Genomic DNA, 20,410 nt, shown 5'->3' on the forward strand with positions numbered 1-20,410 from the left:
TCCTGCAGGCGGGCCAGGAGGTCGGGGACCGCGCCCGTCTCGGGGCCGAGGCAGAATTCCGCGATGAGGTAGGCGGTGAGGTCTTCCAGGGCGGGGATCGCCTCGATCCTGCCGCGTGCCTGCCAGGTGTGCGCGTGGCGGGCGGCGGCCGCCGCGAGGCGGTCCCCGGCGGCCCGTGTGCCGGTCCGGTTCAGGCCGCGTCCCGCCAGGGCGCGGGCCCGCATCCACAGGGCCAGGTCTTCGGAGGCGCGGCTGCCGTCGGTCGCCTCGCCCAGCAGGTCGCGGGCGATGGTGTAGGTGGTGTTGGTGTGCTTGAGGACCTGCTCCGCGAGGGCGGCACGCGGGTCGACAGCACGGCTAGCGTCCCTGTACGTAGGAGTAGTAATACGCGGTGGACGTGTCCTGGCCGCCGAGCGCGCTCTTCACCGGACTGCTGCGTTACACCTTCGCTCCGGAGGGGTCGTTGGCCAGGCGGGCGGAGCCCGATGTGGTGTGGGCCGATCTGGCGCCGAGGAGCGCGGCGACGGCGGAGACGGCGATGAGGAGCGACTTGCGCAGGGGGATCAGGGCAGCCATGGCTGTCCTCCTATTTCGGGGTGCCGGGCGGCGGGTCCGCCCTGGCCGTTGCCCTCATTGCGCCACCCCGCGGACCCCGGGGGCACGCCCCGGGATCACGTGACGTGACCGCCCGGGCCGTTTGTGGCACACTGCCCGGCTTTCCGGCCGTGGTCGGCCGGGGCAGCCCAGGGGGCGGGTGTCCACCGTCGGCGGACGCCTCGAGGCCGCGCGGACCTGGCTGAATATCGGCGGTCCGCCAAACAAACCTAATGCGGGACAAGATCATCCGAACGAAGCAACGGCAACGTTTCTTCACGGTCGGCCGGTGATCACCGGCGCTACGGTTCCCCCGGATCTGGACGGACGCCCAGACGTTTGCCTTCCTTTCCCCGCTGAGGAAGCTGATGAAGGAGAGCTCGACCGATGACCGTTGACACCAGCCCGGAAGCGCAGCTGGAGCCGCCCAAGCAGTCCAGTCTGAGCACGGCTGCTGCCCGCAACCTCGCCAGCACGACCAAATCCGCCCCGCAGATGCAGGAGATCACCTCTCGCTGGCTGCTGCGGATGCTCCCCTGGGTGGAGACCAAGGGCGGCACCTACCGGGTGAACCGCCGGCTGAGCTACACCGTCGGCGACGGACGCATCGAGTTCGTCCAGGACGGTGCCGACGTCCGCGTGATCCCCCGCGAGCTCAGCGAGCTGGCTCTGCTGCGCGGCTTCGAGGACGAGGAGGTGCTGACCGCGCTCGCCGGCCGGTGCGTCCAGCGAGATTTCCGTTCCGGCGAGGTGTTGGTCGAACGCGGTACCCCCGCCGAGCAGATCCACCTCATCGCCCATGGCCGGATCAGCCAGACCTCCGTCGGCAAGTACGGGGACGACGTCACCGTAGCCGTACTCGCCGACGGTGACCGGTTCGGTGAGAACGCCCTGCTGGACGGCGACGCCGGCTGGGACTACACCGCCACCGCCGAGACCCCCGGCACCTTGCTCACCCTCTCCCGCGCCGACTTCGCCGCCATCCAGGCCACCGCCCCGCACCTCCAGGAACACATCCGGCAGTTCAGCTCGCTTCCCCAGCAGCGGCAGAACAAGCACGGCGAGGCGGAGATCGCCATGTCGGCCGGCCACACAGGCGAGGCCGATCTGCCCGGCGCGTTCGTCGACTACGAACTCAAGCCGCGGGAGTACGAACTCTCCATCGCCCAGACCGTACTGAGGGTCCACACGAGGGTCGCCGACCTCTACAACGGGCCGCACAACCAGACCGAGGAGCAGCTCAGGCTCACCATCGAGGCCCTGCGCGAGCGGCAAGAGCACGAGCTGGTCAACAACCGGGAGTTCGGCCTGCTCCACAACGCCGACTTCAAGCAGCGGATCCAGACCCACTCCGGCCCGCCCACCCCGGACGACCTGGACGAGCTGCTCTGCCGTCGCCGCGGCACCAAGTTCTTCTTCGCCCACCCCAAGACCATCGCGGCGATCGGGCGCGAGTTCAACGCCCGCGGGCTCTACCCGGACCACGTCGACGTCGGGGGGCAGTCCGTCCCGGCCTGGCGCGGGGTGCCGATCCTGCCGTGCAACAAGATCCCGATCAGCAAGGAGAACACCAGCTCGATCCTCGCCATGCGTACCGGCGAGGACAACCAGGGCGTCATCGGTCTGCGGCAGACCGGTCTGCCGGAGGAGTACGAGCCGGGCCTGTCCGTGCGCTTTATGGGCATCAACGAGCAGGCGCTCATCTCCTACCTGGTCAGCACCTACTACTCCGCCGCCATCCTGGTGCCCGACGCGCTCGGCGTGCTGGAGAACGTACAGATCGCCCGCAGGCGCGACTGAGCGACCCGAGGACCGCCCCGAGGACCCGCACGCCCGGGATCCGCGACAGCCCACTCACCTCACCAAGGAGCCACGGATGCCCGATCCCGGGCCTTCCCCTCTGCAGTCGGGCCTGCCTGGCGCTGCGGCCCACTTCGGGGCCCACGTCCTCGGCACCGCCCACGCCCACACCTTCGGCGGCTTGCCCGTCGTGCCTGTTCTGCCGTCCCCGCCGCCTGTCCCCGCCGCCGAGGTAAGGCAACCGAGCCCTGCCCTGGAACGGATCCTGCGCGGCCCCAGCGGTCTGGGCACGGCGAGCCTGCACCTGACTCGGAGCGAAGACCCTCCGGCACCCGCGGATCTCGAGGCGCCGGCGGTGCCGGTGGCGGGAAATCCGATCCCGGGCCTCTACCACCACCCCGTGCCGGAGCCGGACCCGGTGCGGGTCGAGGAGGTCGGCCGCCGGATCAAGGCCTGGGCGGTGGACGAGGTCGACCTGTTCCCCGAAGACTGGGAGAACCAGTTCGACGGCTTCCAGGTCGGGCGCTACATGGTGGCCTGCCACCCGGACGCCCCCACCGTCGAGCACCTGATGGTCGCCACCCGGCTGATGGTCGCCGAGAACGCGGTGGACGACTGCTACTGCGAGGACCACGGGGGCTCGCCCATCGGCCTCGGCGGACGCCTCCTGCTGGCGCACACCGCCATCGACCCCCTCCACACGACGAAGGAGTACGAGCCCCAGTGGGCCCGGTCGCTCCAGTCGGACGCGCCCCGGCGCGCCTACAGCTCCGCCATGGAGTACTTCCTCGCGCAGGCCAGTCCCTCGCAGGCGGACCGCTACCGGCACGACATGGCCCGGCTGCACCTCGGGTACCTCGCCGAGGCGGCCTGGAGCCAGACGGAGTACGTCCCCGAGGTGTGGGAGTACCTGGCCATGCGGCAGTTCAACAACTTCCGCCCCTGCCCCACCATCACCGACACCGTCGGCGGGTACGAACTCCCGGCCGACCTGCACGCCCAGGCGCCCATGCAGCGGGTCATCGCACTCGCCGGCAACGCCACCACCATCGTCAACGACCTGTACTCCTACACCAAGGAACTCGCCGCCCCCGGACGGCACATGAACCTTCCCGTGGTGATCGCCGACCGGGAGGGGACCTCCGACCAGGAGGGCTATCTGAAGGCGGTCGAGGTCCACAACGACCTCATGCACGCCTTCGAAGCGGAGGCCGCCGACCTGGCCGCCGCCTGCCCCGTCCCCAGCGTGCTGCGCTTCCTGCGGGGAGTCGCCGTATGGGTCGACGGCAACCACTACTGGCACCAGACCAACACCTACCGATACAGCCTGCCCGACTTCTGGTAAGGACGGACCTCATTCGTGACCAGCATTGACCTGACCACCAGCTCCAACGGCGCCACCCCGGCCTCCGTGATCATCCCCGGCCCCGCGACCCCCTACCAGGGAGACATCGCCCGTTACTGGAACAACGAGGCCAGGCCCGTGAACCTGCGCCTCGGCGACGTGGACGGCCTCTACCACCACCACTACGGCATCGGCGACGTCGACCACTCCGCCCTGGGCGACACCGACGACAGCGCGTACGAGAAGAAGCTGGTCGCCGAGCTCCACCGGCTGGAGTCGGCGCAGGCCGAACTCCTCCTGGACCACCTCGGCCCCATCGGCCGCGAGGACACGCTCGTGGACGCCGGCTGCGGCCGCGGCGGTTCGATGGTCATGGCCCACCAGCGCTTCGGATGCAAGGTCGAGGGCGTCACCCTGTCCGCGAAGCAGGCCGACTTCGGCAACCAGCGCGCCCGCGAGCTCGGCATCGAGGACCACGTCCGGGCCCGCGTCTGCAACATGCTCGGCACGCCCTTCGAGACCGGGCAGGCCGCGGCGTCCTGGAACAACGAGTCGAGCATGTACGTCGACCTGCACGACCTCTTCGCCGAGCACTCCCGCGTCCTGAAGGTCGGCGGCCGGTACGTGACCATCACCGGCTGCTGGAACCCGCGGTACGGCCAGCCCTCGAAGTGGGTCTCCCAGATCAACGCCCACTTCGAGTGCAACATCCACTCCCGCCGGGAGTACCTGCGGGCCATGGCCGACAACCGCCTCGTGCCGCAGGCCGTGATCGACCTGACTCCCGCGACCCTGCCCTACTGGGAGCTGCGGGCCACGTCCTCGCTGGTCACCGGCATCGAGGAGGCGTTCATCGAGTCCTACAAGGACGGCTCCTTCCAGTACGTGCTGATCGCGGCCGACCGGATCTGACGACCGCGCCGGGCCCGCCCCCCGGCGGGCCCGGCTGCACCGGGCGGACCTCAGGGCAGCAACAGGGCGGCGTGCGCGAGGAGTTCCTCGTACACCTCCGGGCGGTCCCGGTCGATCACCGGGAAACCCTGCCCGAAGTCGCCGTTCACCCAGCGCGCCTCGATGCCGGGGTTGGCCATGTCGGTGCCGTCGTGGAGGAACACGTGCGGGCTGCAGTTGACCCGGCCCTCGCGCGCCGACTCGTACTGGGCAGTCACGGCGGCCCGCGCCGAGCCCGTGTCCAGGGCCCTCGCGAGCTCGTCGACCTCGACGGCTCCCGTCGCGGCGGCCACGTCCAGGATCACGTGGCGCATCGAGATGCAGCGGCCCTCCGCCCAGAAGGCGCGGCGCAGCGCGCGGTCGAGCCGCTCACTGGCCTCCAGGGACTGGGACTTGGCCGCGTGCACCGCTTCGAGCGCGGGCAGGGTGGTGACCGGGTAGGTCCAGTCGGGCCCCTGCCACAGCCGCCAGCCGGCCTCCGGTTCGAGCGCGCCGAGCACCGAGATCTCGGAGTCGACGCCGGGCCGCGCATTGACCTCCCGGTTGAACAGCTCCAGGGGGAAGGCCCGGAAGTCGAACCAGATCCGGCCCTCCAGACCCAGCGTGCGCCGGGTCTCGTGCAGCCGGTGCACGGCCACGTGGGCGAAGGAGCAGTTCAGGTCGGTGTAGACGCTGATGGTGTCGGGCGTGGCCGGCAGCCGCGGGTCCGCCGGCCGGCCGACCCCCGCTTCGGTCGTCATGCTCGTGGCGGTCACTGGGTCCAGCCTTCCTGGTCGGGCCGGGTGCTGTGCGAGAACCGGGCCACGGTGACGTCCCCGGAGACGACCGAGCCCTCCCAGCCGTAGACCTGCCCGAAGGACCCGGATCCGGTGTCCGCCGGGTGCCGCCTGGAGAAGGTGAGCGCGATCCGGTCGCCGGGCCGCACCGGCACGGCGTCCCGGACCGGCAGATAGGCGTGCTTCCAGCTGTCCGAGGTCGTACGGGCCTGCGGATCGCCCGCCGAAACCTCGTCACCGGAGATGTCCAGGGCCACGGTGTCCGAGAGGGTGGCCACGAAGTAGCCCTTGAAGCCGGTGAACAGCCCCGCCCGCTGGACGGTGTACACGAGCGGAACCTCGTACGAGGTCTCGTGCGCGCCGTGCGCCCCCTCGAAGGCGTACCGGCGTACGAGCCGCGGCGCCGAGAGCTGACCGCCCACCGGGATGATCGCGTCGTAGTAGAGGTCGAAGGCGTCCCGCGCCCCGCGCCCCTTCAGCAGCTCGGCGAACTCGGCCGGGTCCCCGGCGTCCTGCGGGGATCCGTCGCGCACCCGGCCGTGGGCCGCCTCCGCGGTGACCGGTACGAGATAGCTCTCCACGGCCACCGGGAGCATCGTGCCGCCCGGTCGCAGGAAGCGGCTGCGCGCGTCGTCGAGGATCGCCACGCAGTTCTCGTTGTCGGCGAGGTTGCCCATGATCTCGGAGATGATCAGGTCCACCCGCTCGGGCAGCTCGATGTCGAAGGAGAACCCGCGCAGCGGATGGAACCGGTCCCCGAACCCGGCCTCGGCGAGCCGCCGCGCCGCGGTCTGAAGGATCTTCTCGTTGAGGTCGATGCCGTAGACCCGGGCCGCTCCCGCCTCCAGCGCCCACTGGGCCAGGATGCCGGTACCGGTGCCCAGGTCGAGGACGGTCGCGCCGGGCCGTACGGCCTCGGTGACGGCCGCCTTGTACGCCGTCATGCGCAGCCGGTCGCCCAGCATGAGGTCGTGGAACCCGTCGTCCCATTCGAGGAGGCGCTCGGAGGCGGGCAGCCAGACGTCCTGCGGCTCGTACACCTGCCCGAGCACACCCGCGTGGTGCACGGTCAGCGGATCCGCCGACGGTCCGGCCACCGGGCAGCCGGTGGTGAGGTCGAAGCCGGTGCCGTGCAGCGGGCAGGTGATGCGCAGGGTGCGCGGATTGACCTGCCCGTGCACGAGCCGGCCGAGCCGGTGCGTACAGGCGGAGTCGATCACGAACTCCCGGCCGGCGACGCGGACCCGCACCCGGTCGCCCGGCAGCTCTTCCAGCACGGCGTCGCTCATGCCGCCTCCCGCGCGCGCTCGACGGCGGCGTCGAAGGCGCCCCCGATCAGCCCGGACAGCAGTTGCGCCCCGATCCAGAGCTTCGTCGCGTCGAGTCCGCGCGCCGCTTCGTACTCCTTGATCGCGGTCTGCATCTCCCGCATGTGGAAGGTGTCGATGTGCAGGTGCTCGGTGTAGTACCTGCCTTGGGTGATCCCGAGCCGGGCGCAGGCGCGGGCCTGTACGGCGAAGGCGTCGGGGATGCTCGCCTCCAGATAGGCGAGCGCGCCGAGGAAGTACTCGACGTGTGCGGCGCGCTGGGTGAGCCAGTAGAAGACGTTGAGGAACGCGTACGTCTCGTCGCCGGTGGTGTCGAGGAAGCTCTCCAGCTCCTGGGGGAGCCCCAGTTCGGCGAGCAGGTCGAGGTAGAGCTTGGAGTGGGTCTGCTGGAGGTTGCCGCAGCCGAACTCGTCGATGAGCACCCGCATCACGGCCATCTGCGCGCGGATCGGGAGCCGGGGGATCGCCGGGAAGAAGTTCTGCGCCTCGGTCAGTCCGTCGAGCGCGAACTCCCGTACCACGTGGGCGAACTGATCCCGGGTGGCCTTCTCGGCGAGGTAGCTTCCGGCCGGGCTGCCCTCGCGTTCGAGGGCCAGCAGCCCGTCGAGGCGATCCTTCCACTCGGCGCGGCCGGCGAGCGGCGGCGTGCGGTCGGCGATGCCCTCGACGAGGGGCTCGATCCAGGCCGCCTCCAGCTCCTCGATCCGGGCGAGGACCGCGGAGCTCTGGAGGGTGCGGTTGTGGAGGAACAGCCGCTTGTGCGGACTGTCGTCGGGCTTCGGTGTCACGTTCAGCACGGGACCTCCCGGTCTGTCTCGATCACGGAGCGCCGCAGCAGTTCGGTCTTCAGCGAGCGGTACCAGTCGTCCCGGTCCAGGCCGTACCGTGCGTACGCGGCGTGCAGCTGGGCGGCCCGCTCCTCGCCGCGGTCGGTCAACAGGGCCTTGCAGAGCTCCGGTTCGACGTTGGCCAGCGCGACGACCCAGCCGTCGACCGGGCCGGACTCCAGCAGGAGGTGTTCGAGTCCCTGGACCACGGGTACGCCCGGGCCGGCGGCGATCAGCGCGCGGGTGAAGTCGGGCTCTCCGGCGGAGTCCTTGACGCCGGCCACCCCCGGCAGCGCGCAGACGCGCAGCAGGGTGCCGAGTTCGAGGCTGTTCCCGGAGACGGCGGACTCGTGGTAGACGATCACGGGCAGTCCGGCCCCGGCCACGGCCTCGAAGTGGCGGTACATCTCCTCCTGGGTCACGTCCGCCCCGTACGGGGTGGTGACCACGACTGCGGCGGCGCCGAGTCCGCCCGCGCCGCGGGCGAGGGCGAGTACCTCGTCCGTGGTGGGCCGCAGGATGCCGGCGAGGACCGGTGCGCCGTCGGCGTACCGGACGGCGGCGGTCAGCGTCTCCCGCCACTGCCGGTCCGACAGTGACCCTCCCTCGCCGGTGCTCAGCGCGGGCAACAGGGCGTCGGCGTACGGCCGTACGGTCGCGATCAGGCGGGCCATGCTCTTCTCGTCGATCTCTCCCGCCGCGTCGACCGGGGTGACGAGCGCGGTGGTCATTCCGGTGATCATCGGTCCTCCGTCATAGGGCTTCGGCCGGCACGCGCAGGGCGAGGGACTGCTGGTAGAGGCCTTCCAGCGGCTCGGGGAAGCGGGCTTCAGGCCCGTCGGCGCCGGACACGGCGTGCAACGCGAGCCCGCTCGTGGCGGTGAGGCGGGGACTGGCCGTGTGCAGCAGGCCCTCGCGGCCCAGGACCATGCCGAGGAGCAGTCGTTCGTGCACTGGAAGGGACCGGGGCAGCTCCGTGCCGGCGGCGCGCAGGACGTCGGCCTCCTCGTAGCCGAGTCGGCGGATGTCCATGACGGTGTGCAGGTTGTCCATGAACGGGTAGTAGGCGTCCTGGAGTTCGCGGGAGAAGCCCCAGATGATGTCGTCGCAGCGGCCCACCTGCTCCAGGCTCATGACGATCCGGCCGTCGAGCCGGTCTGCGAAGAAGGCCTTGCAGGCGCGCCGTAAGGCCTCGTCCTCGCTGTTCATGCCGAGGAAGAGCGCGGCGTCGGCGTAGTCCTCCCGGACGTGCGTGTCAGACGGCATGGCGGTCGAGCACCTCGCGCATCCGGGCCATGGCGTCGGAGAACACCTGCGGGTCGCGCGCGAGGGCGAACCGTACGAAGGCCTCGCCGCGGTCGGGCTGGCTCCAGTAGAAGAACCGGCCGGGCAGGACGTACACCTCGGCCTCGGCCAGGAGCCGCTGCAGTTCGCTCGCCGTCAGCTCCGGGTGGTTGATGCGCGCCCAGGCGACGCTCACACCGGCGACGGGCTCCTGGTACTCCAGGATCGTGCCGTCGATGGCCTTGCGTATCGCCTCGCGGTTCTGGGTGAGGACCTCGCGGACGGAGCCGAGCTGGTCGCGGGTGGAGTCCTCGACGTACTGGGTCAGCATGGTGAGCACGAAGGGCGAGACGTTGAGCAGCACGCTGGTGTGCAGGTTGTAGACGTCCTCGCGGATGTCGTCGCTGGCCGTGATCATGGCGGCCTTGGCGTCCTGGACGGGCCAGGTCTTGCCGGTGTCCTCGATGGCCAGGTACGAGATGCCGGAGCTTTCGAGGAGCTCATAGACGTCGAAGCGGGCGAGCTTCTCGTCGTAGAGGGTGAACGAGGCGAAGCAGAAGTCGATGACCAGCAGCTTGTTGTGGTCCTTGCAGAAGCGGACCACCTCTTCGAAGCCCTTGCGGCCGTGCTGGAGGAGCGTGAAGCCGGTGGGGTTGTTCGGGTCGACGAGGAACAGGGCGTCGGTGCGGACCCGGCGCTTGAGCTCGGAGTAGATCAGGTCCGGGTCGTGGAGCGCCGACTCGTCGATCGGGTACATCGGTACGCCCATGTTGTTCAGGACGTCGTAGAGGTTGTCGAAGCAGGGCTCGACCAGCGTGACCGACTTGCGCTGCTGCTTGAGGTACATGCCGGCGACCATCGTCGAGATCGAGGCGGCGTACGAGAGCAGGGTCTTGTTCTTGGCCAGGGCAGTGTGCTGGCGGTGCAGGGTGAAGAAGGCCTCGACGAAGCGCTCCTCGGCCGTTGCCTGCAGGCCGCGCTCCGCCTCGTACCAGAGCTCGGGCAGTCGGGCGACGATCTCGCGCTGGCTGTCCGACTGCTGCTGGTGCGTGTGGGCGTCGGCGAGGTTGAACCTGGTGCGCAGGGCCTGGATCTCGTGCTGGGTCAGGTCGAGGAGCTGGTTGTCCGGGCTGGTCGGGCTGGGGTGCGTGGTCATGCTTCCTCCGATCAGGAACGGGATTGCCAGGGGGGAGTGCGCGCAGTGCGGGTGCGTCACGGCCGCGGAACCTGAAGAAGAGGTGCGGTCGCCCTCGACTTGTGTCATGGTGGATCCCCCGTAAGCGGACTGTGGTCCGGTTAGGACGACCCTGGCACATCGCCTTCTCGGGGGCAAGTAAACGAACGGCGAAGATCGGGGGAGGGGTGAGAGTGTGATTCCGGCCCGCTCCGGCGCGGCTCTTGTCCGTGCTGAGTACACTCACGACCACCCACACCTACGAGGTCACGAACGAAGGCACAGCATGAGCGCGGGGTCACCTGAAGTGGCCGAACTCATCCGGCAGCCGGCTCGCGAGCGGGCGGATGCGGCGCGCAACCGAAGCCGCATCCTGGTGGTCGCGGCGGAACTGTTCAGGGAGCAGGGCGTCGACAACGTCTCGCTCGACGCCATCGCGGCGCGCGCGGGCGTCGGTAAGGGAACCCTGTACCGCCGGTTCGGCAGCAAGTCCGGGCTGGCCGTGGCCCTGCTCGACGCGCAGGAGAGCGAGCTGCAGGACAAGATGCTCCACGGGCCGCCGCCCCTGGGGCCCGGTGGTGATGCGGGCGTGCGGATCGCCGCCTTCTTCGACACCTATCTCGATCTGCTCGACACGAATCTGGAGCTGGTCAGGCTCTCGGAGACCACCGCGCCCGGCGTCCGGTACCAGATCGGCTCCTACTGCCTGTGGCAGCGCCACCTGTCCGACCTGCTGGCCGAGGCGCGGCCGGAGCTGGACGCCCAGGGCACTTCGCACCTCCTCCTGGCCATGGTCGACGCGGACCTCCAACAGGCGCTGCGCAGCAGCGAGTTCACCCCGGGGCGGATCCGCGGGGCGCTGGGCGAGATGGTGCGGCGGGTCCTGGAGGCCTGAGCGGCTCGCCGTGGGCAGGGGTGGCCGGGGTCTGCGCGGGGCCGGTCCCGGCGCGGGCAGGGGTGGTCCCGGTACGGCGGGTGCCGTACCGGGACCGGCAGGTCGGCGCGCCGGGCGTCAGCCCTCCCTGACCGCCTCGATCTCCAGCGAGAGCTCGATCTCCTTGGAGACCAGGAACCCGCCGGCCTCCAGGGCCATGTTCCAGGTCAGGCCCCAGTCCTCGCGGTTGATCTTGCCGCGTGCGGAGAAGACCGTGCGGTCGTTGCCCCACGGGTCCTTGGCGTAGCCCAGGTAGTCCACGTCGAGCTCGACGCGACGGGTGAACCCCTTGATGGTGAGATCGCCGGCGAGCGTGCCGCTCGTGCCGTTCCAGCTCACCGACGTCGAGGTGAACGTCGCCTGGGGGTGCTCGGTCACGTCGAAGAACTCGGCGGACCGCAGGTGGTCGTCCCGGGCCGTGTCCCCGCTGTTGACGCTGGCCATGTCGATCACCGCGGTGACCTTGCTGTCCTCGGGCCGCTCGCCGATGTAGACGGTGGCGTCGACGCCGGTGAACCGGCCGCGCACCTTCGTGAGCATGAAGTGCCGGCCGAGGAAGCCGACCTCCGCGTGCCCCGGGTCGACCTTCCAGTCACCCACGGCCGGGAGTTCGACCCCGTCCACGGTGCGGGTCGGCGACATCGCGCTACTGGTCATCGTCCGTTCCTCCTGCTCAGGTGTGGATGCGGCGCTCAGACGCCGGACTCGGTCGGGAGGCCGCCCCCGATCCAGTCCTCCTTGCCGTCCTTGTACGTGTAGACCTTCGAGTAGCCGAGCTCCGCGAGCCGCTCGGCCGCGATCCCCGAGTTGGAGCAGGTCGTGCCGGTGCAGTAGACGATCACCTCGGCGTCCTTGTCGGGCAGCAGGCCGGGGGCCAGCGCGTCGACGTCGTCGAGGGGGAGGAGCAGCGCCCCCGGCAGGTGCGCCTCCTTGTAGTACTGCTCCGGCAGGGCTTCGACGACCGCCGTCTTGCCACTGTCGAGCTTCTGCTTGACCTCGTCGCGGGTGAGGTTCTGAACCGCCATGTAGCCAGCCTCCGAAAATCAAGGACCGATAAGTGCGTACGCACGCACCTTAACAAGTATGTGCGGGCGCACGCAATGGGAGTAGGATCACGGTGTGACGGGACAGGATGATCGACTTGAGGCGTGGCGGGCGATGCTCCTCGCGCACAACACCGCGGTGCGCGCCATCGAGAGCGACGTGCAGCGCGACGGCCGGATCCCCTTGACGTGGTACGACGTACTGCTCGAACTCAAGGCGGCCGGAGAGCACGGGTTGCGCATGCAGGAAGTGGCCAACCGGGTGGTCCTCAGCCGCACCCGGGTCAGCCGCCTGATCGACGAGATGGTGCGCGCCGGCCTCGTGGACAAGCTGCCGGACCCCCATGACAAACGGGCGTCCTGGGCGGTCATCACCCCACAGGGGGCCGAGGCCCATCGGGAGACGGCCCCGGTCTACATGCGCAGCATCCAGAAGCACTTCTCCGTGCACCTCACCGACGCGGACGCCGCGGTGATCGCCCGGGCGCTGTTCAAGGTCGCCCAGCCCGACTCCGACGTCCAGCTCGGCTGACGTCCGGCTCGGTCGACGTCCGCGTAGGCCGACGTCCGCGCAGGCCGACGTCCACCTCGCGCACCGTTCGCGCGGACTCGTACGGGCGCGTTCAGGCCCGGCCCGCCGCCCCGTGCGGTGGGCCATCGGGCCTCAGGCGCAGGTGGCGCAGAGCCCCCGGTAGGTGACCTCGACCCCGGAGACCGTGAATCCGAACCGGTCCTCCGCCGGCAGGCCGGCCAGCGGGTCGCCGGTGGGGTGGACGTCGCGGATCAGGCCGCAGCCGGAGCACACCAGGTGCTGGTGCGGGTGGTGCGCGTTGGGGTCGTACCGTTTGGCCCGGCCGTCGGTGGTGACCTCCATGACCTCGCCGAGGGAAACCAGCTCGCCCAGGGCGTTGTAGACGGTGGCCCGGGAGATCTCGGGCAACCGCTCCGCCGCGCGGGCGTGCACCTCGTCGGCCGTGAGGTGTACGTGATCACCGTCGAGCACCTCGGCGACCACGCGCCGCTGGGAGGTCATCCGCCAGCCGCGCTCGCGCAGCCGCTCCAGCAGGTCACTCATATCGGCTCACCATTTTCCGGTTCGGAGGGGGCTGGTTCGGCGGGGCTGGTTCGGCGGGGTACCCGGAATCTACCCGCGGACGTCCGGGATCCGACAGGATGTGGTGTGGACTTGGTGTCGTTCTTGACTTGGATTGCGTCCATCGTAGGATCGGTCGCGTTGACAGCCAAGGGACGGGAGCGGTCCGGAGCAGCGCGAGACCGGACGTGAGACCGTCCGCGACCCGGACCGCCCCGGTGTCAGGACGACCGTGAAACCGTGGCCCGCTGTCAGGTCCCGTGCCCCGAAATGTTCCATTGCATGCAGTTCCTGATCACCGTGACCGCCTGGTCCGGTCCGGAAGGATTCCCATGTCTGAGAACCACGATGCAATCGTCACGGACGCGAAGGCCGAGGGCGGCGGTGGCTGCCCGGTCGCGCACGACCGCGCCCCGCACCCGACCCAGGGCGGCGGAAACCGCCAGTGGTGGCCGGACCGCCTGAACCTGAAGATCCTTGCCAAGAACCCCGCCGTGGCCAACCCGCTCGGCGAGGAGTTCGACTACGCCGCGGCGTTCAACACGCTCGACCTGCCGGCGGTCAAGCGGGACATCGCGGAGGTGCTGACCACCTCGCAGGACTGGTGGCCCGCCGACTTCGGCCACTACGGCCCGTTCATGATCCGCATGGCCTGGCACAGTGCCGGCACCTATCGGATCAGCGACGGCCGCGGCGGCGCCGGAGCCGGACAGCAGCGCTTCGCCCCCCTCAACAGCTGGCCGGACAACGGCAACCTGGACAAGGCCCGCCGCCTGCTGTGGCCGGTCAAGAAGAAGTACGGCCAGAGCCTCTCGTGGGCCGACCTCATGATCCTCACGGGCAATGTCGCCCTGGAGTCGATGGGCTTCGAGACCTTCGGCTTCGGCGGCGGACGGGCCGACGTCTGGGAGCCGGACGAGGACGTCTACTGGGGTCCCGAGACCACCTGGCTCGACGACGAGCGCTACACCGGCGACCGCGAGCTGGAGAACCCCCTCGGCGCCGTCCAGATGGGCCTCATCTACGTCAACCCGGAGGGCCCGAACGGCACCCCGGACCCGATCGCCGCGGCGCGCGACATCCGCGAGACGTTCCGCCGGATGGCGATGAACGACGAGGAGACCGTCGCCCTGATCGCGGGCGGCCACACCTTCGGCAAGACCCACGGCGCGGGCCCGTCGGAGAGCGTCGGCGACGACCCCGAGGCCGCCCCGATCGAGGCGCAGGGCCTGGGCTGGGCCAACTCCTTCGGTACCGGCAAGGGCGGCGACGCCATCACCAGCGGGCTGGAGGGGATCTGGACGAACACCCCGATCACCTGGGACAACACCTTCTTCGACATCCTCTTCGGCTACGAGTGGGAGCTGTTCAAGAGCCCCGCCGGCGCCCACCAGTGGCGGCCGAAGGCGGGCGCCGGGGCCGGCACCGTACCCGACGCGCACGACCCGTCGAAGAGCCACGCCCCGACGATGCTCACGACCGACCTGGCGCTGCGCATCGACCCGGCCTACGAGCAGATCTCGCGGCGCTTCCACGAGAACCCGGCCGAGTTCGCCGACGCCTTCGCCCGCGCCTGGTACAAGCTGACCCACCGCGACATGGGCCCGGTCGTCCGCTACCTCGGCTCCGAGGTCCCGTCCGAGACCCTGCTGTGGCAGGACCCGCTCCCCGCGCTGACCCACTCGCCGGTCGACGACGCGGACGTGGCCGCCCTCAAGGCCGAGGTCCTCGCCTCGGACCTGTCGGTGTCCCAGCTCGTCTCCACCGCCTGGGCCGCGGCCTCGTCCTTCCGGGGCAGCGACAAGCGCGGCGGCGCCAACGGCGCGCGCATCCGCCTCCAGCCGCAGAGCGGCTGGGAGGTGAACAACCCCGACGAGCTGGCGACGGTACTGCGCACGCTGGAGGGGATCCGGGCGTCCTTCAACTCGGCCCAGAGCGGCGGCAAGCAGATCTCGCTGGCCGACCTGATCGTCCTCGCGGGCGGCGCGGGCGTCGAGCAGGCCGCCAAGGACGGCGGTGTCGAGATCCGGGTGCCGTTCGCGCCCGGACGCGTGGACGCCTCGCAGGAGCAAACCGACGTGGAGTCGTTCGCCGCGCTGGAGCCGGCCGCCGACGGGTTCCGCAACTACCTCGGGAAGGGCAACCGCCTGCCCGCCGAGTACCTGCTGCTGGACAAGGCGAACCTGCTGAACCTCAGCGCCCCCGAGGCGACCGTCCTCGTGGGCGGCCTGCGGGTGCTCGGCGCGAACCACCAGCAGTCGCCGCTCGGGGTCCTCACCACGACCCCCGGTTCCCTCACCAACGACTTCTTCGTCAACCTGCTCGACCTGGGGACGACCTGGAAGCCGACCTCCGAGGACGCGAACACCTTCGAGGCCCGCGACGACGCCACGGGCAAGGTCAAGTGGACCGGCAGCCGCGTCGACCTGGTCTTCGGGTCGAACTCCGAGCTGCGCGCGCTCGCGGAGGTCTACGCGAGCGACGACGCGAAGGAGAAGTTCGTCAAGGACTTCGTCGCCGCCTGGGACAAGGTGATGAACCTGGACCGGTTCGACCTCGTCTGATCCCGGCGTCCGGGCCGGCCGTCGTGACCGGCGGCCGGCCCGGACCCCCTGGCGGAGCCCGTGGGCTCCGCGGCCCCCGGTGCGTCGCCGCGGGGCGGATTCACCCGGACGGCGGAGCAGCGGAAGCCGCGGGCGCCGTGCCGGGGCAGTCTGTGCGTAGGACCGCCATCACCGCACAGACGAGGACCGCGCCATGTCCCACAGCAGGCGTATCGGCATCATCGCGGGAACGGCAGCGCTGCTGCTGACGGCCACCGCCTGCTCGGGCCTGGGCCGGAGCACCGTCGGGATGCTCGAATTCCGCGGCCACGACTCGCCGCTCGAGGTGAGCTACATCAACACCTCGGTCAAGGGCTGCCACAAGATCGCCCTGCCGAAGGGGGCGACCCACGTGGAGAACAACACCCTCGTGGACGTCGTCCTGTACCGGACGGAAGACTGCCGCAAGATCGACCGGGTCGACGGCACCTACGTCGGCACGACCCTCTCGAACGTCACCGCCCCCGAGGCCCTGCCCTGGCGCAGCTTCAGCGTCATCCACTGACGTACGTACACCCCCCTCGCGATGTCACGGTGCGCCGTGTGGCTACTATATGGAAATGGTTTCCATTTCCAATACGGCGGCCGGTGGCCGTCGCGAGAGGCAGGCCACGCCATGTCCGCCCACTGCCAGCTGACCGGAGCCGAACCCGGCTTCGGCAAGAGCATCTCCCACTCGCACCGCCGCACCTCGCGCCGCTTCGACCCGAACATCCAGCACAAGCGCTACTGGCTGGCGGGCGAGGGGCGCCACGTCCGCCTCACCCTCAGCGCCAAGGCGATCAAGACGATCGACGTGATCGGCGTCGAGGCCGCCGTGGCCCGGATCCGCGCCCGGGGGGTCAAGGTCTGATGGCCAAGCGAGGGAAGATCGCCAAGAACGAGAGGCGCAAGGAACTCGTCGCCCGGTACGCCCCACGGCGCGCCGAGTTGAAGGAGATACTGCGCAGGCCCTCCTCGACCGAGCCCGAAAGGGCCGCCGCGCTCGGGGAGTTGCTGCGCCAGCCGCGCGATGCCAGCGCCACGAGGGTGCGCAACCGGGACGCCGTGGACGGGCGCCCGCGCGGGCACCTGCGGAAGTTCGGGCTGTCCCGCGTGCGGATGCGGGAACAGGCGCACGCCGGCTTCCTGCCGGGAGTGACCAAGTCCTCCTGGTGACGGGGACGACGGGCTCGCCCACCGCCTGGCCGCGGAGCTCCGCGAGGCGTACGAGGAGCGGGTGACGCTGGTCGTCCCCGCCGGCCGCGCGGAACCGCACGGCCGCCGGGGACCGGGCAGCCGCCCCGGAGAACCGCCGCCGCGGCCTCGCCGCGGAGCCGGGCTGCGAACCGCTAGGCGGCCCGGCCTGGTCTGGTCTGGGTCCTGCGCCCCGGCTACGTCCTGCGGCCGCAGGACCGCGCGGCCTCGCCGAACTGCTCGGCCGCGGCCGGGCCCGTACGGCAGGGGCCGCGGACAGCGGGCGGGGGTCAGCCCGGCTGAGCCGCCGGCGGGACGTCGCCGGAGGACGGGAGGACGTGGTGCGTGCCGTGGCCGGAGGCGTCGACGTGCACCACGTGGGCACCCACGCGCACGGTCTGGGTGCCCGCGGCGCTCCAGCAGCCCGCGGGACCCTCGGAGTGCGGCAGCGGGGACCAGACCTCCAGGAAGGTGCTGCCGTCGAGGTTGGTGCCCGTTTCGATCAGGCCCCTGCCGTCGGGGCGCAGGACTCCGACGTCGTGGCCGGGGGAGCCGACGTCGTGGTGGAAGGTGATCAGCGTGCCGTCGTACGAGGTGGTTCCGGCGAACCCGCGGCTGTCCGCGTAGAGGGTGCCGGTCTGGAGCCACACGACGTGCTCGGTCTCCCGGAGCGGGCCGCCGTCCCGGCTGATGCCGCTGCGCAGCCAGGCGCCGTGCGGGGGCGCGTCCACGGGCGGGGCCTCAGGCCCGGCCGGTGTGGACGCCGGCGGACTGCACGCGTGGGGTGGTGTGGGTCTCCATGGCCACACGGTAATGGCGGAGCGGCCTGAGCGACGGATGCCCGGGCTGGCCGGGGCCGGGCGGTGCGGTGCGGGGCAGCGCCGCCCCGGTTCGGGGGGCGGCCGGACGGCTGTCGTAGCATCACGGCCATGCAGCCCATCCGCGCCCTTCGCCTCGCCTCGGCCGTCGCCGCGGGCGTTATGGCGGTGCTGCTGCTCGTCTGCGGGGGCCTGTTCACGCATCTCGCGCCCGCGGGGGACGCGGCGGGCATGCGGATGACCGGGTCGCCGCTGACCGGGTCGCTCGCGATGGCCGGGACGGGCGGGATGGCCGGGATGCCTGCGATGGCCGGGATGCCTGCGATGGGTGGGACGGCCGCGACGGCCGGGACGCCCGTGATGGACATGGGCCCGGAGAGCGGCGCGGGCGCGGGCACCGACGGGGGCTGTTCGGCCTCCGGCCAGGACTGCCCGCTGGCTTCCGCGTACGCGCCCACCGTGCCGGCCGGCCCGGCCGGTGAGCTCGCCGGTTCCGCCACCTGGGGGACCCAGTCCGTGGCCGACGGCCACACGGGGCCCGTGCCGCCCCCGGAATGCTCCCGCCCGAGAGCACCCGATCTCGACTCCCTCTGCGTCAGCCGGACCTGACCGGTCCCGCACCCGTACCCGCCCGCACGCCGGACGGCCGGGGTGCTTCGCCGTGTCCTGATCCGCCGCGACGTACAGGGAGTTCCGTTCCCCATGGCTTCATCCACCGCGTTGTTCGTCACCGGTGTCTCCACCGGTCTGTTCGCCGGCGGCGCGTCCTGCGCCGCCGTCCAGGGAGGCCTGCTCGCCGGGGCCGTCGGCCGCCGGTCCACCGAGTGGTCCGAGGAGAGGTGGCGGCGCAGCGGCCTCTTCGCCCCCGTCGGGGCCTTCCTCGGCGCCAAGCTCCTCTCCCACACCCTTCTCGGCGCCGCCCTCGGCCTGATCGGGGCCGCGGTCCAGCCCGGTCCGCGCACCCGGGCCGTGCTGATGCTGTGCGCGGGCGTCCTCATGGTCCTGTTCGCCCTCGACATGTTCGGAGTGCGCGGGGTACGCCGCTTCGTACCGCGCACGCCCGCCTCCTGGGGCCGGCGCGTCCGCCGGTCGGCCCGGTCCACGGCCGTCACCACCCCGGCCGTACTCGGCTTCCTGACCGTGCTGATCCCCTGCGGGGTGACCCTGAGCGTCGAGCTCCTCGCCGTCACCTCCGCCGGCCCGCTCGCGGGAGCGGCCGTCATGGCCGGCTTCGTCCTGGGGACCGGGCCGCTCTTCGCCGCCCTCGGCTTCTTCCTGCGCTCCACCGCCCGGCTGTGGCAGGGGCGGCTGACCCTGGCGACCGCTGTCGTGGTGCTGCTCGTCGCGGTGTGGACCCTCGGCAGCGGGCTGCGCCTCGGCGGCTGGTGGCCCACCGGCGCCCCGGCGGCCGTCGCCGTCGAGGCGGCGGCCGGGACGGTGGTGCTCAACCCGGACGGCACCCAGACCGTGACCATCCAGGCCCGTACGAACGCCTACGCCCCGGCCGCCGTCACGGCCACGGCAGGCGTCCCCACGACCCTGGTCGTCGCCACGCGGGGGACGGGCGGCTGCGTCCGCGCCTTCGTCATCCCCGACCTCGGCGTGCAGGAGATCCTCCCCACGACCGGGACCACCGGAATCGACCTGGGTGCCCGGCCGCCGGGGACGCTCGACTACAGCTGCGGCATGGGCATGTACGGCGGCCGGATCACCTTCGAGAGCCAGGAGGGCACCTCGTGAAGGACCGCATGGAGTTCACCGTGACCGGCATGCACTGCAACAGCTGCGGACTGCTGATCGACGACGAGGTGGAGGAGCTGGCGGGAGTGGTCGCCAGCGCGACGAGCGTCCGCACGGGCCGTACCGTCGTCGAGACGGACCGGCTCGTCGACCCGGCCGCCGTCATCGCGGCGATCGCCTCCGCGGGCTACACCGCGGAACACGCGCCGTGATCCGTGCCCTACGATCTCGGTGCCCGGCGGGCCCGGGAGAACCGGCAGTGAGAAAAGGACCGACATGCCATACGGCTTCAAGGGCTTCCCGCCCACCACCCTCGCCGACTTCCTGGGACGCGAGCAGGTCATGGACATCGGCATCCGCCCGCTGTGGGACGCGCCGCGCGTCGCGGGACCCGCGTACACGGTGCGGTGCGAGCCCGGGGACAACCTGATGCTGCACGCGGCCATCTACCGCGCCGAGCCCGGCTCGGTCATCGTCGTCGAATCGGGCGATCTGGACTACGCGCTCGCCGGCGGCAACGTGTGCGCCGTCGCCCAGCGCCGGGGCATCGCCGCGTTCGTGCTCGACGGGCTGCTGCGCGACCTCGCGGAGGTGCGCGAAGCGGGCTTCCCCGTCTTCGCCCGCGGAGTCATCGCCATCCCGGGAGGCAAGAAGAAGCTCGGCTCGCTCGGCGGCCCGGTCCGGGTCGGCGGAGTGACCGTGCATCCCGGGGACATCGTGGTCGCCGACGAAGAGGGCATCGTGGTCACCCCGGCCGCCCGGCGGGAGGAGATCCTGAGCGCCGCCCTGGACAAGCTGGCCAAGGAGGCCGGGGAGTCCCTGGACGCCTGGGAGGAGCAGCACCGCGCGCGCATCGAGAAGGCGCTGGACGGCCTCGGCTTCACCGGCTGACCGCACCTGCGCCGGGCCTCCGCGTCGGGGATC

25 protein-coding genes are annotated in these 20,410 nt (G+C 71.1%); 13 read left to right on the forward strand and 12 right to left on the reverse strand.

All coding sequences use genetic code 11. The annotated features are described in order from the left end of the window. Positions 1–224: hypothetical protein (locus AC061S_RS38360; protein WP_478690498.1), on the reverse strand; the 224-nt coding region annotated here is incomplete at its 3' end. Between the two features lie 214 nt (positions 225–438). Beyond that, complete coding sequence (locus AC061S_RS38365) at positions 439–576, reverse strand: hypothetical protein (protein ID WP_478690499.1); 138 nt, start codon at positions 574–576, stop codon at positions 439–441. A gap of 405 nt (positions 577–981) precedes the next feature. Here AC061S_RS38365 and AC061S_RS38370 point away from each other — a divergent pair, with 405 nt between their 5' ends. The 3 genes from AC061S_RS38370 to AC061S_RS38380 all read left to right on the forward strand — a co-directional run bounded on the left by AC061S_RS38370 (position 982) and on the right by AC061S_RS38380 (position 4,651). Next, the gene (locus AC061S_RS38370; RefSeq protein WP_478690500.1) at positions 982–2,394 is read left to right on the forward strand and encodes a family 2B encapsulin nanocompartment shell protein; all 1,413 of its coding nucleotides are present in this window, start codon (positions 982–984) and stop codon (positions 2,392–2,394) included. 76 nt (positions 2,395–2,470) lie between these two features. Further along, on the forward strand, positions 2,471–3,739 hold the full coding sequence (locus tag AC061S_RS38375) for a family 2 encapsulin nanocompartment cargo protein terpene cyclase (protein WP_478690501.1): 1,269 nt from the start codon (positions 2,471–2,473) through the stop codon (positions 3,737–3,739). Positions 3,740–3,754: 15 nt separating this feature from the next. Then, positions 3,755–4,651: a geranyl diphosphate 2-C-methyltransferase gene (locus tag AC061S_RS38380; RefSeq protein ID WP_478690502.1), complete on the forward strand. Its 897-nt coding sequence runs from the start codon at positions 3,755–3,757 to the stop codon at positions 4,649–4,651. 50 nt (positions 4,652–4,701) lie between these two features. On the opposite strand, the gene AC061S_RS38385 is transcribed toward AC061S_RS38380, so the two are convergent. Genes AC061S_RS38385 through AC061S_RS38410 form a run of 6 tightly spaced genes read right to left on the reverse strand, consistent with a single transcriptional unit; the run spans position 4,702 to position 10,061 of the window. Next, a complete protein-coding gene (locus AC061S_RS38385) occupies positions 4,702–5,430 on the reverse strand; it encodes a DsbA family oxidoreductase (RefSeq protein WP_478690503.1) in 729 nt (242 codons plus the stop codon). Between the two features lie 11 nt (positions 5,431–5,441). Next, positions 5,442–6,755, reverse strand: a complete 1,314-nt coding sequence (locus AC061S_RS38390) for a methyltransferase domain-containing protein (protein ID WP_478690504.1) — start codon at positions 6,753–6,755, stop codon at positions 5,442–5,444. Beyond that, entirely contained in the window at positions 6,752–7,591 is an 840-nt protein-coding gene (locus AC061S_RS38395) for an iron-containing redox enzyme family protein (RefSeq protein ID WP_478690505.1), read from the reverse strand. Before AC061S_RS38395 ends, AC061S_RS38390 begins: the two co-directional genes overlap by 4 nt. After that, a complete protein-coding gene (locus AC061S_RS38400; RefSeq protein WP_478690506.1) occupies positions 7,585–8,364 on the reverse strand; it encodes a dihydrodipicolinate synthase family protein in 780 nt (259 codons plus the stop codon). The genes AC061S_RS38395 and AC061S_RS38400 overlap by 7 nt, the downstream gene beginning before the upstream one ends. Before the next feature lie 10 nt (positions 8,365–8,374). Continuing rightward, positions 8,375–8,887, reverse strand: coding sequence for a DUF6190 family protein (locus AC061S_RS38405; protein WP_478690507.1), 513 nt, complete (start codon positions 8,885–8,887; stop codon positions 8,375–8,377). Next, entirely contained in the window at positions 8,877–10,061 is a 1,185-nt protein-coding gene (locus AC061S_RS38410) for a pyridoxal phosphate-dependent aminotransferase (RefSeq protein WP_478690508.1), read from the reverse strand. Before AC061S_RS38410 ends, AC061S_RS38405 begins: the two co-directional genes overlap by 11 nt. A gap of 304 nt (positions 10,062–10,365) precedes the next feature. On the opposite strand from AC061S_RS38410, the gene AC061S_RS38415 reads away from it, so the two are divergent. Then, entirely contained in the window at positions 10,366–10,974 is a 609-nt protein-coding gene (locus AC061S_RS38415) for a TetR/AcrR family transcriptional regulator (protein ID WP_478690509.1), read from the forward strand. A gap of 117 nt (positions 10,975–11,091) precedes the next feature. On the opposite strand, the gene AC061S_RS38420 is transcribed toward AC061S_RS38415, so the two are convergent. Both AC061S_RS38420 and AC061S_RS38425 read right to left on the reverse strand, forming a co-directional pair. Continuing rightward, the gene (locus AC061S_RS38420) at positions 11,092–11,670 is read right to left on the reverse strand and encodes a YceI family protein (protein ID WP_478690510.1); all 579 of its coding nucleotides are present in this window, start codon (positions 11,668–11,670) and stop codon (positions 11,092–11,094) included. Between the two features lie 35 nt (positions 11,671–11,705). Further along, complete coding sequence (locus tag AC061S_RS38425; protein WP_478690511.1) at positions 11,706–12,038, reverse strand: rhodanese-like domain-containing protein; 333 nt, start codon at positions 12,036–12,038, stop codon at positions 11,706–11,708. Positions 12,039–12,132: 94 nt separating this feature from the next. Here AC061S_RS38425 and AC061S_RS38430 point away from each other — a divergent pair, with 94 nt between their 5' ends. Beyond that, positions 12,133–12,588, forward strand: coding sequence for a MarR family winged helix-turn-helix transcriptional regulator (locus AC061S_RS38430; protein WP_478690512.1), 456 nt, complete (start codon positions 12,133–12,135; stop codon positions 12,586–12,588). 132 nt (positions 12,589–12,720) lie between these two features. Here the strand turns inward: AC061S_RS38430 and AC061S_RS38435 are convergent, their stop codons facing one another. Then, positions 12,721–13,131 (reverse strand): Fur family transcriptional regulator, encoded by a 411-nt coding sequence (locus AC061S_RS38435; RefSeq protein WP_478690513.1) that lies wholly within the window; start codon positions 13,129–13,131, stop codon positions 12,721–12,723. A gap of 350 nt (positions 13,132–13,481) precedes the next feature. Here AC061S_RS38435 and katG point away from each other — a divergent pair, with 350 nt between their 5' ends. From katG to rpsN, 4 genes are all read left to right on the forward strand, one after another. After that, positions 13,482–15,713, forward strand: coding sequence for a catalase/peroxidase HPI (gene katG, locus AC061S_RS38440; protein ID WP_478690514.1), 2,232 nt, complete (start codon positions 13,482–13,484; stop codon positions 15,711–15,713). Between the two features lie 193 nt (positions 15,714–15,906). After that, on the forward strand, positions 15,907–16,257 hold the full coding sequence (locus tag AC061S_RS38445) for a hypothetical protein (RefSeq protein WP_478690515.1): 351 nt from the start codon (positions 15,907–15,909) through the stop codon (positions 16,255–16,257). A gap of 111 nt (positions 16,258–16,368) precedes the next feature. Then, a complete protein-coding gene (rpmB, locus tag AC061S_RS38450; protein WP_478690516.1) occupies positions 16,369–16,605 on the forward strand; it encodes a 50S ribosomal protein L28 in 237 nt (78 codons plus the stop codon). Further along, positions 16,605–16,910, forward strand: a complete 306-nt coding sequence (gene rpsN / locus AC061S_RS38455; protein WP_478690517.1) for a 30S ribosomal protein S14 — start codon at positions 16,605–16,607, stop codon at positions 16,908–16,910. Before rpmB ends, rpsN begins: the two co-directional genes overlap by 1 nt. Before the next feature lie 308 nt (positions 16,911–17,218). Here the strand turns inward: rpsN and AC061S_RS38460 are convergent, their stop codons facing one another. Next, positions 17,219–17,659 (reverse strand): hypothetical protein, encoded by a 441-nt coding sequence (locus AC061S_RS38460; RefSeq protein ID WP_478690518.1) that lies wholly within the window; start codon positions 17,657–17,659, stop codon positions 17,219–17,221. A gap of 198 nt (positions 17,660–17,857) precedes the next feature. Here AC061S_RS38460 and AC061S_RS38465 point away from each other — a divergent pair, with 198 nt between their 5' ends. The 4 genes from AC061S_RS38465 (at position 17,858) to AC061S_RS38480 (ending at position 20,377) form a co-directional block, all read left to right on the forward strand. Next, the gene (locus AC061S_RS38465) at positions 17,858–18,355 is read left to right on the forward strand and encodes a hypothetical protein (RefSeq protein WP_478690519.1); all 498 of its coding nucleotides are present in this window, start codon (positions 17,858–17,860) and stop codon (positions 18,353–18,355) included. A gap of 93 nt (positions 18,356–18,448) precedes the next feature. Further along, positions 18,449–19,486, forward strand: a complete 1,038-nt coding sequence (locus AC061S_RS38470) for an urease accessory protein UreH domain-containing protein (RefSeq protein WP_478690520.1) — start codon at positions 18,449–18,451, stop codon at positions 19,484–19,486. Continuing rightward, positions 19,483–19,698, forward strand: a complete 216-nt coding sequence (locus tag AC061S_RS38475; protein WP_478690521.1) for a cation transporter — start codon at positions 19,483–19,485, stop codon at positions 19,696–19,698. The genes AC061S_RS38470 and AC061S_RS38475 overlap by 4 nt, the downstream gene beginning before the upstream one ends. A 64-nt stretch (positions 19,699–19,762) precedes the next feature. Then, entirely contained in the window at positions 19,763–20,377 is a 615-nt protein-coding gene (locus AC061S_RS38480) for an RraA family protein (RefSeq protein WP_478690522.1), read from the forward strand. The last annotated feature ends 33 nt before the right edge of the window (positions 20,378–20,410 follow it).

Source organism: Streptomyces sp. CA189 (genome assembly GCF_056428985.1).

Excerpts from the sequence above, each read along its gene's own strand:
- AC061S_RS38365 (WP_478690499.1), bottom strand. The coding sequence starts at position 576 with ATGGCTGCCCTGATCCCCCTGCGCAAGTCGCTCCTCATCGCCGTCTCC.
- AC061S_RS38370 (WP_478690500.1), top strand. The coding sequence starts at position 982 with ATGACCGTTGACACCAGCCCGGAAGCGCAGCTGGAGCCGCCCAAGCAG.
- AC061S_RS38375 (WP_478690501.1), top strand. The coding sequence starts at position 2,471 with ATGCCCGATCCCGGGCCTTCCCCTCTGCAGTCGGGCCTGCCTGGCGCT.
- AC061S_RS38385 (WP_478690503.1), bottom strand. The coding sequence starts at position 5,430 with ATGACGACCGAAGCGGGGGTCGGCCGGCCGGCGGACCCGCGGCTGCCG.
- AC061S_RS38390 (WP_478690504.1), bottom strand. The coding sequence starts at position 6,755 with ATGAGCGACGCCGTGCTGGAAGAGCTGCCGGGCGACCGGGTGCGGGTC.
- AC061S_RS38400 (WP_478690506.1), bottom strand. The coding sequence starts at position 8,364 with ATGATCACCGGAATGACCACCGCGCTCGTCACCCCGGTCGACGCGGCG.
- AC061S_RS38405 (WP_478690507.1), bottom strand. The coding sequence starts at position 8,887 with ATGCCGTCTGACACGCACGTCCGGGAGGACTACGCCGACGCCGCGCTC.
- AC061S_RS38410 (WP_478690508.1), bottom strand. The coding sequence starts at position 10,061 with ATGACCACGCACCCCAGCCCGACCAGCCCGGACAACCAGCTCCTCGAC.
- AC061S_RS38415 (WP_478690509.1), top strand. The coding sequence starts at position 10,366 with ATGAGCGCGGGGTCACCTGAAGTGGCCGAACTCATCCGGCAGCCGGCT.
- AC061S_RS38420 (WP_478690510.1), bottom strand. The coding sequence starts at position 11,670 with ATGACCAGTAGCGCGATGTCGCCGACCCGCACCGTGGACGGGGTCGAA.
- AC061S_RS38425 (WP_478690511.1), bottom strand. The coding sequence starts at position 12,038 with ATGGCGGTTCAGAACCTCACCCGCGACGAGGTCAAGCAGAAGCTCGAC.
- AC061S_RS38435 (WP_478690513.1), bottom strand. The coding sequence starts at position 13,131 with ATGAGTGACCTGCTGGAGCGGCTGCGCGAGCGCGGCTGGCGGATGACC.
- katG (WP_478690514.1), top strand. The coding sequence starts at position 13,482 with ATGTCTGAGAACCACGATGCAATCGTCACGGACGCGAAGGCCGAGGGC.
- AC061S_RS38445 (WP_478690515.1), top strand. The coding sequence starts at position 15,907 with ATGTCCCACAGCAGGCGTATCGGCATCATCGCGGGAACGGCAGCGCTG.
- rpmB (WP_478690516.1), top strand. The coding sequence starts at position 16,369 with ATGTCCGCCCACTGCCAGCTGACCGGAGCCGAACCCGGCTTCGGCAAG.
- rpsN (WP_478690517.1), top strand. The coding sequence starts at position 16,605 with ATGGCCAAGCGAGGGAAGATCGCCAAGAACGAGAGGCGCAAGGAACTC.
- AC061S_RS38465 (WP_478690519.1), top strand. The coding sequence starts at position 17,858 with ATGCAGCCCATCCGCGCCCTTCGCCTCGCCTCGGCCGTCGCCGCGGGC.
- AC061S_RS38470 (WP_478690520.1), top strand. The coding sequence starts at position 18,449 with ATGGCTTCATCCACCGCGTTGTTCGTCACCGGTGTCTCCACCGGTCTG.
- AC061S_RS38480 (WP_478690522.1), top strand. The coding sequence starts at position 19,763 with ATGCCATACGGCTTCAAGGGCTTCCCGCCCACCACCCTCGCCGACTTC.